This is a genomic window from Clostridium sp. YIM B02551 (assembly GCF_022324735.1).
GTDB classification, from domain to species: Bacteria; Bacillota; Clostridia; order Clostridiales; family Clostridiaceae; genus Clostridium_T; species Clostridium_T paridis.
In genome coordinates, this window is the sequence record NZ_JAKGTF010000006.1 from 198,965 (window position 1) to 210,997 (window position 12,033).

The 12,033-nt window shown below is 31.3% G+C and carries 9 protein-coding genes and 1 other RNA gene; 9 read left to right on the top strand and 1 reads right to left on the bottom strand.

Features of this window, described 5'->3' with window-relative positions; all coding sequences use genetic code 11:
* The first annotated feature begins 158 nt into the window (after positions 1-158).
* From L1S47_RS09210 to rnpB, 8 genes are all read left to right on the top strand, one after another.
* Positions 159-1,187 carry a deoxyguanosinetriphosphate triphosphohydrolase gene (locus tag L1S47_RS09210; protein WP_238883289.1) on the top strand — a complete coding sequence of 343 codons (1,029 nt, stop codon included), beginning with the start codon at positions 159-161 and terminating at the stop codon, positions 1,185-1,187.
* Positions 1,188-1,393: 206 nt separating this feature from the next.
* Positions 1,394-3,172, top strand: a complete 1,779-nt coding sequence (gene dnaG, locus L1S47_RS09215) for a DNA primase (RefSeq protein WP_238883290.1) — start codon at positions 1,394-1,396, stop codon at positions 3,170-3,172.
* 26 nt (positions 3,173-3,198) lie between these two features.
* Positions 3,199-4,311, top strand: a complete 1,113-nt coding sequence (gene rpoD / locus L1S47_RS09220) for an RNA polymerase sigma factor RpoD (RefSeq protein WP_202768390.1) — start codon at positions 3,199-3,201, stop codon at positions 4,309-4,311.
* Positions 4,312-4,432: 121 nt separating this feature from the next.
* Positions 4,433-5,320, top strand: coding sequence for a PH domain-containing protein (locus tag L1S47_RS09225; protein ID WP_238883291.1), 888 nt, complete (start codon positions 4,433-4,435; stop codon positions 5,318-5,320).
* Positions 5,321-5,332: 12 nt separating this feature from the next.
* Entirely contained in the window at positions 5,333-6,022 is a 690-nt protein-coding gene (locus tag L1S47_RS09230; RefSeq protein WP_238883292.1) for a class I SAM-dependent methyltransferase, read from the top strand.
* Positions 6,019-6,813 carry a Nif3-like dinuclear metal center hexameric protein gene (locus tag L1S47_RS09235; RefSeq protein ID WP_238883293.1) on the top strand — a complete coding sequence of 265 codons (795 nt, stop codon included), beginning with the start codon at positions 6,019-6,021 and terminating at the stop codon, positions 6,811-6,813. Before L1S47_RS09230 ends, L1S47_RS09235 begins: the two co-directional genes overlap by 4 nt.
* Before the next feature lie 96 nt (positions 6,814-6,909).
* Positions 6,910-7,245, top strand: a complete 336-nt coding sequence (locus L1S47_RS09240; RefSeq protein ID WP_238883294.1) for a hypothetical protein — start codon at positions 6,910-6,912, stop codon at positions 7,243-7,245.
* A gap of 68 nt (positions 7,246-7,313) precedes the next feature.
* Positions 7,314-7,659, top strand: an RNA gene (gene rnpB, locus L1S47_RS09245) — RNase P RNA component class A.
* A 241-nt stretch (positions 7,660-7,900) separates the two neighbouring features.
* Here the strand turns inward: rnpB and L1S47_RS09250 are convergent.
* A complete protein-coding gene (locus L1S47_RS09250; RefSeq protein ID WP_238883295.1) occupies positions 7,901-8,461 on the bottom strand; it encodes a hypothetical protein in 561 nt (186 codons plus the stop codon).
* Between the two features lie 179 nt (positions 8,462-8,640).
* Between L1S47_RS09250 and L1S47_RS20740 the strand changes: the two genes are divergently transcribed.
* Entirely contained in the window at positions 8,641-11,994 is a 3,354-nt protein-coding gene (locus L1S47_RS20740) for a carboxypeptidase regulatory-like domain-containing protein (RefSeq protein WP_238883296.1), read from the top strand.
* Positions 11,995-12,033 lie beyond the last annotated feature (39 nt).

Below are 12,033 nucleotides of genomic sequence, written 5' to 3' on the forward strand. Positions count from 1 at the left end.
TATAATGTACTAAATAATTTACACTGTCGTCACCATGAGATGCAATATAAATTTTGCATATAGATACATAAATATTATTGTTTTTATAGACTATATATAAGAGAAAAATGAAGGAATTTAATGTTTCATATAGAATAAATTAATAAGAGGTGAATTATATGAATATAAGAGAAAAAATAGAAAGAAATGAAGAGTTGACTCTAATAAATGAAGCCTCCTTCTCCAAAAAGACAAAGGGAAGAAAAATGCAAGAAGAAAAAGATTTGACTAGAACTGATTATATGATAGATAGGGATAGAATACTTCATTCGAAATCTTTTAGAAGACTTAAGCATAAAACACAAGTTTACATTAAAACTTTCGGAGACCATTATAGAACAAGACTTACTCACACACTAGAGGTTTCACAAATTGGGAGAACAATAGCAGCTGGTATAGGCTTAAATGAGACTCTAGTTGAAGCTATGACACTTGGACATGATTTAGGGCATGTAGCATTTGCACATAATGGAGAAGAGGTGTTAGCTAAGTTTTTGCCTGGTGGGTTTAGACACAATGAACAAAGTGTTAGGGTTGTTGAGAGATTAGAGAAGAATGGCGAAGGCTTGAATCTCACTGAAGAGGTCTTAGATGGAATTTTACATCATAGTGGTTTCTCGAATGGAAGGGCTGATGCTAAGACATTAGAGGGACAGGTGCTTAAATATAGTGATAAAATTGCTTACATAAATCATGATATAGATGACTCAATCAGGGCTGGTTTATTGACTGAAGATATGCTGCCTAAAGAATTGATAAAAGTTCTTGGAGATTGTCATGGTGAAAGAATAGAAACTTTGGTTAATGATTGTATCAATAACACGTTAGATAATATATCAAAAGGAATAGTTAAAGTGAGCTTAAGTGAAGAAATAGGATCAGCTATGGCAGAACTTAGAAAGTTTATGTTTCAAAATGTATATTTAGGTGATGTGTTAAAAGTAGAAAGAAATAAAGCTAAGTTTGTACTAGAGCACGTAATTAATCATTATTATAAAAATCCTAATGAAATGCCGGAAATATATATGAATATAGCTGAGACAGAAGGTCTTCATAGAGGAGTTGCAGATTATATTGCCGGAATGAGTGATGATTATTGCTTAAATTTGTTCAATAACATTTATGTTCCAAAGTTTGTAATTTACTAAAAAAATTAGGAATAATACTATAGAATTATTGGTAAAATAAGTGTTGTCGTTATAAAATTAATAATTATCACTAAAATATTTTAATTATATTTCAGTAAAATTTTTAAAAAAATAATAAAAAAAATTTTTTTATGAAGGAATTAATATTTTTTTGTCGAATATAAAGTAAATTGTTGAAAAAAATTAATAGTAAGGAGGGGAACTCCTTGCAGATTCAAGAATCACTCATTGAGAGAATCAAGGAAGAAAATGATATTGTTGATATCATTTCAGAAACTGTAAGGCTTAAGAGATCTGGTAGAAATTACACGGGATTATGTCCATTTCATAGTGAAAAATCCCCCAGCTTTTCCGTATCACAGGATAAACAAATTTATAAATGCTTTGGTTGTGGAGAAGCAGGCAATGTTATTACATTTGTAATGAAAAGCAGAAAGTTAGACTTTATTGAAGCATTAAAAATTCTGGCCGATAGAGCTAACATTCCTCTGAATTTAGAAAATAAAGAGAATAGTGCAGCTGCAAGTAAAAAAGAATTAATGTATAAGATTAATACAGAGGCAGCTAGATTCTATTTTTCTAATCTCTTTAATGATAAAGAGGCTATGAGCTATTTTCAAAACAGAGGTTTATCAATTAAGACTATAAGAAGTTTTGGGTTAGGATTTTCCAAAAATCAATGGAATAATTTAATGAATTTCTTAAAAAGAAAAGGATACAAAGAAGAGATTTTAGAATCATTAGGACTTATCATTAAGTCAGAAAAAACAGGTAACTATTATGATAGGTTTAGAAACAGAGTGATGTTCCCAGTTTTTGATTTTAGAGGACGGATTATTGGATTTGGAGGAAGAGTACTTGATGACTCTAGACCCAAATATTTAAATTCTCCAGATAGTCTTATTTTCTCAAAGGGAACAAATCTTTACGGACTAAATTTTGCAATAAAAGATGGTCTTCCAGAAAGATACTTTGTAATAGTTGAGGGATATATGGATTGTATTTCTTTGCATCAACATGGTATCAAAAATGCGGTAGCCTCATTAGGAACTGCTCTTACGACAAATCAAGCTAGGTTAATGAAAAGATATGCTGACAAAGTAATAATATCTTATGATGCTGATTTAGCAGGTCAGAATGCTACATTAAGAGGATTGGAGATATTAAAAAATGCAGGCTTCGATGTAAGAGTATTAACAGTACCACAAGGTAAGGATCCTGATGAATATATTAGAAGTAATGGAAAAGAAGCCTTTATGAATTTAATTGAAGGAGCACTACCTCTAATTGAGTATAGGCTTAAAAAAGTAAAGGAAGGAATTAATTTTTCAAATAATGAAGATGTAATACTGTATAGTCAAAGAGTTACGGAGATTTTAGCAGAATTAAATCCAGTAGAAAAAGATGTGTATGTGAAAAAAATATCTGAAGAAACAGGTATAAGAGAACAGGCATTATATGACCAACTTTCTGATAATATGACGAAATTCCAAAAAGAAGAGTATTCTATGAATAATAAGGAAGAAAATGGAACAAAATCATATATAGAGCCTGCATACTTAAAAGGCGAAAGAGCATTACTTAAATTAATGCTTAAGGATGAATATTTCAACTTTATCCTTGAGAATATTACTGAGAGTGAATTAATTCTTAAAGCTCATAGGGAAATATATGGATTAATAGTAATTGCAAAGACTGAAAAGAAGAATGGGTTAGAAAGCTATGTTGAAAATAATTGTAAAACAGTAGATGCTCAGAAGGAATGGATTGAGATTGAAGAAATGGATATCTTTGATGAGAATATGGAAACATCTATAAAAGATTATATATACAACATAAGAAAACATAGACTTGATAGAAGAAAAGAAGATGTAAAAAGAAGTCTAAAGGAAAGCGAAGATAAAGGTGTGTTTGAGGAAACAATTAGCTTAGCAAAAGAGTTAAAAGATATAGATATAGAGCTCAAAAGATTAAAAAGAGGTTAGTGGAGATAGCGGAAGGAGGTAAATAAATGACTGAAAAAGTAACGAAAGCAGTGGGAAAACAAGATAAAGGTGTGGAATTAAAAGATAAAAGTGCTAGAATGACGGTTGTTAAAAAACTTATAGAAAAAGGGAAGAAAAATGGAACCCTTACTTATAAAGAAATTATGGATGAGTTAGACGAGATAGATTTAAGTCCAGAACAAATAGAAAAGATATATGAAGTATTAGAGTCTATGAGTATCGAGGTAATGGGTGATATTGGTGAGACTGAAATTGAAGAGGATTTAGAACTTACAATTCCAGAAGGTATTGCAATTGACGATCCAGTTAGAATGTATTTAAAAGAAATAGGTAAAGTTCCGCTATTGTCCTCAGAAGAAGAAATAGTTTTAGCACAAAGAATAGAGAACGGTGATCCGTATGCTAAGAAGAAACTTGCAGAAGCTAACTTGAGATTGGTTGTTTCTATAGCAAAAAGGTATGTTGGAAGAGGAATGTTATTTCTAGACCTTATTCAAGAAGGAAATTTAGGATTAATTAAAGCCGTTGAAAAATTCGATTTTACAAAAGGATTTAAGTTTTCAACATATGCAACATGGTGGATAAGACAGGCGATTACTAGAGCCATAGCTGACCAAGCAAGGACAATTAGAATACCAGTTCATATGGTTGAAACAATTAATAAATTAATAAGAGTTCAAAGACAATTACTACAAGAATTAGGAAGAGATCCTTTCCCAGAGGAAATCTCAAAGGTTATGGATTTACCAGTTGAAAAAGTTAGAGAAATACAAAAAATTGCTCAAGAACCAGTTTCTTTAGAAACTCCAATAGGAGAAGAAGAAGATTCTCACTTAGGAGACTTTATTCCGGATGATGATGCTCCAGCACCAGCTGAGCAAGCTGCATTCACAATGCTTAAAGAGCAATTAATTAATGTTTTAGATACCTTAACCCCTAGAGAAGAAAAGGTGTTAAGACTTAGATTTGGTTTAGATGATGGAAGAGCGAGAACTCTTGAAGAAGTTGGTAAGGAGTTTAACGTAACAAGAGAAAGAATTAGACAAATTGAAGCTAAAGCTCTTAGAAAATTAAGACATCCAAGCAGAAGTAAAAAATTAAAAGACTATTTAGATTAATCAAATTAGCACCTTTAAGGTGCTAATTTTTTTAATAACATATGGAAAAAAATTACTGCAACAGGCATTTTATAAGATTTTTTTATAATACTATGCTATAATAAACTTTGAGGTGATTTTCATGAAGGAATTTAAACCTAAAAAAAGTATAGTTATACTTGAAATATTTATATATTTAATACTAGCAAATGCTGCATTATTTTTAATGTCTAAATTTGTGGATTCGTATGTAGAGATAAATTTATTTAAAGTACTAGTAGGAATGTTTGATATATATTGTTTATATTATATATTTCTAACAGGATCACTAAAGTATTTTATTAATGAAAAAGGAATAGTTATAAGTACTTTATTCGGTATAAGAAAGATTAATATAGATTTTAATACAATAGATGGATACTATACAGTGTCAGGAGCCATAAAAGGTTTTAAGTTAACAGGCTTTGGAAGATTCAGATATGCTTTTGGAAAGTATGTAATAGAGAATGTAGGTGTAACACATATGTTTGCAACGTCAAGCAGTGAATTAGTATACATTCATACAAATAATATGTCTTATGCAATATCACCAATTGAAGTTAATGAATTTGTAGATTCACTTAAAACAAAAGGAAAAGAATTTAAGACGTTTAAAATAAACAAAAATAAACATACCGAAATTTATAAAGATAAGAAGGTATTTATTCCGTTCATCTTAGTAACAATAATAATTATTGTTATGATATTAGTACCATTTCTTTTATATCTTAGCAATAAACTTCCTGTACAAATGCCGTTAAGTTTTGATTCGAATTTCTACCCATTAGTACAGGGGACAGGCAAAAATTTTGCCTTTAAGCAAATGTCATATGGGGTATTGAATATGATAATTCTTGTATGTATGTATTATGCATCATATTTTCACGCAAAATATGATAAGAAATCAGCATACAAATATATTTATATATCTTTAGCAATTGCATTAACATTTCTAATTGTTCAGATTAGAATATTAAATAATTTCATGTAGACAGGAGTAATTATGGAGTTAAGCCAAAGATTAAAGTGTATAATTCAAAATATGAATAAATGCCAAAGTATAATTGATGTAGGAACAGATCATGGATATATACCAATTCATGCAGTTGAAAATGGAATAGTAGACTTTGCTATTGCATCTGATATTAATAAAGGACCAAAGGAGAAAGCAGAAAGAAATGTTAGACTACTTGGGTTATCAGATAAAATAGAATGCAGATTAGGGGCAGGTCTTAATACTGTAAAGGAAAAAGAAGTTGAAGCAGCAATTATGGCTGGAATGGGCGGGAATTTGATTAGAGATATAATCATTCAGGATTTTAATAAGGTGAAGTGTTTTAAATACATGATTTTAATGCCAGCTCAAAATCCAGAAGTTATAAGGGAATTTTTATATACTAATTCTTTTCAAATAATAAAGGAAGACCTATGCTTTGAAGATGGTATCTTTTATGAAGTATTTAAAGTAAAGTACAGTGAACAAGCAATAAATGAGAGTATGGATGTGTTTGATTATGAATTTAGTCCAATACTTATAAAGGATAAACATAAGTTACTTAAAGAGTTTATAGAAAGTAAAATAAGTAAATATACAGCAATTCTTTCATATATAAATGATGATAGTCCTGGAGCAAGAATTAGAAGAAATGAGATAGAAAAGAAAATTCTTAGGATAAAGGAGATTGCTATATGAAGGTGAATGATATTATTGATGTGATGGAGAGTATAGCACCACCATTTTTAAAAGAGGATTATGATAATGTTGGTCTTATGGTAGGAAGTAGAGAGGCAGAGGTGTCTAAAATACTTATTGCCTTAGATGCTACTCTTGAAGTTATTGAGGAAGCAAAGGAATTAGGGGCTGAGTTAATAATAACTCATCATCCGTTGCTTTTTAGAAAGCCATCAAATATAACAGATGATACTTTGCTCGGTAAAAAAATAATATCTTTAATTAAAAACAATATAAACTTATATTCAAGTCATACTAATTTTGATTCAGTAAAAGGCGGCTTAAATGATAAGATAGTTGAATTGTTAGGTTTTGAGAGTAAAGAAGTAATGAGTCCAATTAATATTAAGGGTTTCAATGAAAGTGGACTTGGAAGAATAATAGAACTAAATGAAAGTATATCTATAGAGGATTTAAATAAAAGAATAAAATCTTCACTTGGAGTAAAAAAATTAAGATGTGTAATAGGTAGTAGTAATCCAATTAAGAAGATAGCTATAATAAATGGAAGTGGGCAAGATTTTTTCTCATTAGCTTATAGTAAAAATGTAGATTGTATTATAACAGGAGATACTACATATCATTATGCTAGTGATTATAGAGAAATGGGTGTAAATATAATGGATATAGGCCATTATGGAAGTGAATGGCCAGTATTTGTAGCTTTATCTGAGATAATAAAACAAAAATTAGAAAGTAAAATTGAAATAATTATTTCTAAAAAAACTATGGATCCATACGATTTCTTTTAGCTTAGAAAAAAATTCTAAGCTTTTTTTATTATATTATAATAACAATAGATAAAGTAATCATAATATAATAAAAACAATATATTTATCGAGGGAAAAATGGGAAAAAAGAAAGATAGTAGGTATAAGCCTGGTGTTGGCTATATGAGAGGAACAATAGATGACTTAACTGAAGAGTCAAAGAAGTTTTTTCATGATGTTAAAGATAATTATAACCCGTCTAAAGTTAAAAAAAGCTTTAGTGGATTTTCTAATTCATTTTTAAGAGGGTTTGGGCTCGGCGGAATTAGAGGCTGTGGATGTGGAAGAAGGCGCTTTGGATCAATAAAATTAGGAATATATATAGGTTTATTTTTGTTTCTAGTTTTTTGTGGACTTAGGTTGTCAGCTATAATATTAGTAATGTTATTAATTATAGCTTTAGAATTTTGCTGATTATTCCAAAAATTTTTCCAAATAAAATAATTTGCAAAAGGAAAATATATATGTTAAGATAATTCTTGCGAGTAAGCCAGATAATCGCTGCTAGTTTTGAACTAGGAGAGGAAAGTCCGAGCTCCGTAGGGCAGGGTGCTGGTTAATTGCCAGTGGAGGTGACTCTAAGGAAAGTGCAACAGAGATATACCGCCTAGCTTTTTGCTAGGTAAGGATGGAAAGGTGAGGTAAGAGCTCACCAGCATATAGGTGACTATATGGCTATGTAAACCCCACCTGGAGCAAGACCGAATAGAGAGGCATATGGGGCTGCCCGTCCCGCCTCTGGGTGTGTCGCTTGAGCTTATTGGTAACAATAGGCCTAGATAGATGATTGTCAAATACAGAACTCGGCTTATAGACTTATCTCGCAAGGATATGAAAACCACCACGTTAAAGCGTGGTGGTTTTCTGCGTTCTGCCATTATTATGTGTTATTGAATAACAATAGGTAATGCTTATATAGAAAGATCAAGTGTTCAAGGGATAAGAGAAATGAAAAGTTCATACAATCCTCCTACCTTGATTTTTTATTTATATTTAGATTATAGCAGGTCATATCAGGTATTATATACAAAGCTTCTAGTAGCGACTTCGAATTGAAATAAGTGCAGTATTATTTTGAATTGGAAGGAACCGCATAGGCAGTCTTATTATCAAAGGATATAACTAAAACAGGGGTTCCTTCTTCTAAATTTTTATAAATTTTATCAGTACAAATTACTTCCCGAATATAAGCATTTGTATCTGGAAATAAAACAGCTACATAATATTTTTTTTGGCTGGAGCTTTCTGCAGAGGATTTCAAAGAATACTTACTTTTCACTATACCATACTGTGCTTTTTTACAGATGGAATCTATAGTACTAAGTATTTGTTTTAATACGAAGCATAAAACCCAGAAGAACATTAAAGTTATAAGTAAGAAGCCAATAATTTCCTTGTTGAATTTTTCGGTGCTGGTTTTTATGGTATCGTATAGTACGTATGAAGCAAAAATAAAAGCCAAAAACGCAATAATGAAGTGAAATGAGAATTTAATAGTTAGTTTTCTAGCCAGTTCTTCAACAAAATTAATGTCAATACTATTTATTTCAACACATTGAAGCTCAGATACTTTGATTTTACTATTATTATTATTATCTTTAAGAATGTTTGATAATCTAGAAGACCCCATAGTTTTTCCCTCCATTTTACAATTTATGTTAATAATAACAAAAGTTGATGATAAATAAAAGTCTTTATCAGCTTTAAAAAAAATTAATATATTGTTAATAGACAGTTTACAAATTATGGTAATTGTGATATTATTATCAACGGTATATGGAAAAAAGAGTAAATGAGGGGGCATTTAAAGTGAAGCAGGTTTTTAAACGGTTTGTTATTATGCTAGGTTTAGCGATGCTAGTAGTTTCAAAACCTAGTATGGCATTGGCTCAAACTACCGAGCAAGATAACTTGAAGGTTAAGTTTGAAGCTCAGCAAGTACAAGATAGTAGTGATGAAACTAAAGGAAAAGTTACAATTACTAATGTAGGAATTAGGCCTATTGAGGACATTAGTATTGAAAGCATTCTTCCAGAGGGAATTAAGCTTAAAGAAGGCAGTGCTCTAAGTAAAAAAGTAGGGTCCTTACAAGCAGGAGAAAGTGTTAATTATGAATTTTATGGTAAACTAGAAAACTCATTGCCGCCTGGCTCCAGTAACCCAGCACCTGGTAATGGCGGAGAGGTAAATAATCCTTCCACAAACGGACCCGGGGGTATTTCCAAGGATGTTGTAGATAGTGTAAAAACAGGTGATGATAATTTAATAGAATCATTAGTAGTTTTAATTGTTATTTGTAGTGGGTTAATTGTTCTATTATCAAGGAAAAAGATTAAAGCTAAAAAAGCATTATCTATATTTATTTGTGTAACTTTGGGATCTACTTTAATAGGAAATTCAAAAATGGTACAAGCTGTTGGAGGTGAGAACAAAAAAATATCTGTTAAAGAGAATATTATAATTAACCAGAAATCATATACTCTTGAAACTGTTGTTAGTTATAAAATTCAATCTGATGTAGTTGTACCTTCAGGAAATGTAATTAGTAGAGGTCAGTGGATTTCCATGTTGATGGATACTATAGCTTTGAAAAGTGAGCAGCAGCTGGACTCAGATGACACAGAAAATATATTTAATGATATAGAAGGTAATCAATATAAAGAAGCTATTACAAAGGCAGCAATCCATTCTATTATAGGTGCTGAAGATGGTGCCTTTAGACCAAACGAGCCTGCAACTCGTGAGTTTGCAGCTGTAACAGCGGTGAGAGCAGCAAATTTCCAACCAGTTAAGAATATTGTATGCGATGATGCTAATGAAATAACATCTTTAAAAGAAGTAGAAGCAGCAGTTTCAATGGATATTATAAACTTAGATAAAAATAAATTTTATCCTTCACGATCATTAACAAAATCAGAAGCTGAATATGTGCTGGATGGAATAAAAGCAGTATTAAAAAGCACCATAATAGACCCTAATTATGATAATGATATTGAGTATAAGGAAGGGGTTATTGAACTCAAAAATGACGTTTCATATAAAGTTAATGGAGCAATTGTCACTTTCGATTTAAATGATAAAACTAAGAATTTAAAGAAAGATGATGTATTTATTCTTCCAGATCAAACACCATATAAGGCTTCAAGTGTTACTATAGAAGGCAATAAGGTAATAGTTGATACTGTAGAGCCTAAAATTGAAGAAACATTAGAATATATAGATGCTCAAGGATATGGTACTGTTGATATGTCGCGCTTTATTCCTGAAGAAGGGGTAGGAGTAGTTCAAACTAATACTAGTAGAATTATTACTAATGCTTTAAACGTGAATGAGGGAGGAAGTATAAGTGGACCAGGAGAAATCAAACTAAATGTTGATAAAGAGTTACAAAATAAAATGAAACTGGCTGGTGAGGTTTCTATTAAAATACCAGAGGTTTTATATAAGGCTGATGTAGATGTTGGACTATTTAATATAGATGTTAATAATGTTTACCTTAAATTCAAAGAAGAAGCTAAGGCAACAGGAAAGTTAACTTTATTTAGTGATGAGGGCTCTACACCCAAAAAAGATGGATTCATTGAACTTGGAAAAGTTCCAATTGCAGGAATACCTGGAGTTGCTATATATGCTGAGATTGGACTAGGTTACACTTTCGAAGGGGAAATCAGTGTATCTGTAACTCTCAAGGGAGAACTGGGAGCTCAGGTATTAAATAATCATTTGAGAGCAATTAAAGATATTAATCTAGGATTTAATGGTCTAGAGATAAATGCTAAATTTAAAATGGGACCAAAAATTAAGGGATTATTAGAAGTTTGTTCACGTTGGGATTTAATAGACTTTTCAGCTTTTGGTGGAGGTGCAGCAGATGCAACAGGCACAGTTCGTGATAATGGGCTTATTTGTCTTGATGCTGGCGTTTATGTATTTGCAGAACTATCCGCATTAGATGAAGGTATTATAGGAGATTGGCTGGATTTGGGCTATACTTGGGAGATATTCAATAAAGAAAATAGCCCCCTTAAGAAAAATTATCACTTTGAAAATTTACAGATTGTACCTCAATGTACCTATGGAGCAGGAACTCTAAATGGTACGGTTTCAGAAGCTGGAAATAGGTCAAGCTTTATTGGTGGCGCTTTAATAGAGGTTCGTGATTCCGTTAAGAATAAAGTTATTAAAACAGTAACTAGTGATGCCAACGGACAATATAGTGTAAAACTTCAAGAAGGTACTTATAACCTAGTAATTTCCAAAGACGGTTATATTTCTTTTGGAAGCCAAGAGACTATTTCAAAAAATGAAGTAAAGTATGTTCAAACTTATTTAATGGTAGCGCAAGGTCATGAGGGTGAAGAAGGTATTGCAGGAGGAAAAATAACTGATGCTTTAACTGGTGGAAATATTTCAGATATTTCAATAAAAGTACGAAAAGGTTGGAATAACCTCTCAGGAAATGTTGTAACTGAAACTTCTACAAACCAGAGTGGAGAATATCAAGCTAAGCTTACCCTTGGAAATTACACTGTTGAAATGATTAAGGAAGGTTATGTAACTAATTCTTATAATATTTATGTAGCATCCGGCAGTGCATTAAATCAAAACAATACTCTTGTACCTGATTCAACTGAAATACCTGCAGGTGACTTGAGAATGGTACTAACTTGGGGGGAAGAACCCTACGATTTGGATTCTCATTTAGTTGGAACTACTGCAGATGGAAATGGATATTTCAGTATTTATTATGATAATAAAGAGTATAATGCAAATGGAGTTAAGTATGCAGATTTAGACTTAGATGATACAACCTCCTATGGTCCTGAAACAACAAGTATTTACAAGATGAATAGCGATAGTAAGTATAGTTTTTATGTCCATGACTTCACTAATAGATATGATAGTTCCAGCACTGCAATGTCAAATTCTGGTGCGAAGGTAGAGGTATATAAGGGAAATAAGTTATGCGTTACTTATAGCATACCAACAAATAACCCTGGATGTTATTGGCATGTTTTTGATTATGATGCTAAAACAAATAAAATAATTCCTGTAAATTCCTTTGTTAATGGAATAGTGTACGGAAATGCAAATGCAGGGATAAGTGCACGTCAAGTATCCCCTTTGCCAACATGGGAGACAGGAGAAAAGAAAGCAAATTAATTTGATTGACTTAAAATATAAGTAACTAAAATAAAGCTG

What these genes read in the sequence shown, in the direction of transcription:
- L1S47_RS09210 (WP_238883289.1), top strand. Translation starts at nt 159, where the DNA reads ATGAATATAAGAGAAAAAATAGAAAGAAATGAAGAGTTGACTCTAATA.
- rpoD (WP_202768390.1), top strand. Translation starts at nt 3,199, where the DNA reads ATGACTGAAAAAGTAACGAAAGCAGTGGGAAAACAAGATAAAGGTGTG.
- L1S47_RS09225 (WP_238883291.1), top strand. Translation starts at nt 4,433, where the DNA reads ATGAAGGAATTTAAACCTAAAAAAAGTATAGTTATACTTGAAATATTT.
- L1S47_RS09230 (WP_238883292.1), top strand. Translation starts at nt 5,333, where the DNA reads ATGGAGTTAAGCCAAAGATTAAAGTGTATAATTCAAAATATGAATAAA.
- L1S47_RS09235 (WP_238883293.1), top strand. Translation starts at nt 6,019, where the DNA reads ATGAAGGTGAATGATATTATTGATGTGATGGAGAGTATAGCACCACCA.
- L1S47_RS09240 (WP_238883294.1), top strand. Translation starts at nt 6,910, where the DNA reads ATGGGAAAAAAGAAAGATAGTAGGTATAAGCCTGGTGTTGGCTATATG.
- L1S47_RS09250 (WP_238883295.1), bottom strand. Translation starts at nt 8,461, where the DNA reads ATGGGGTCTTCTAGATTATCAAACATTCTTAAAGATAATAATAATAAT.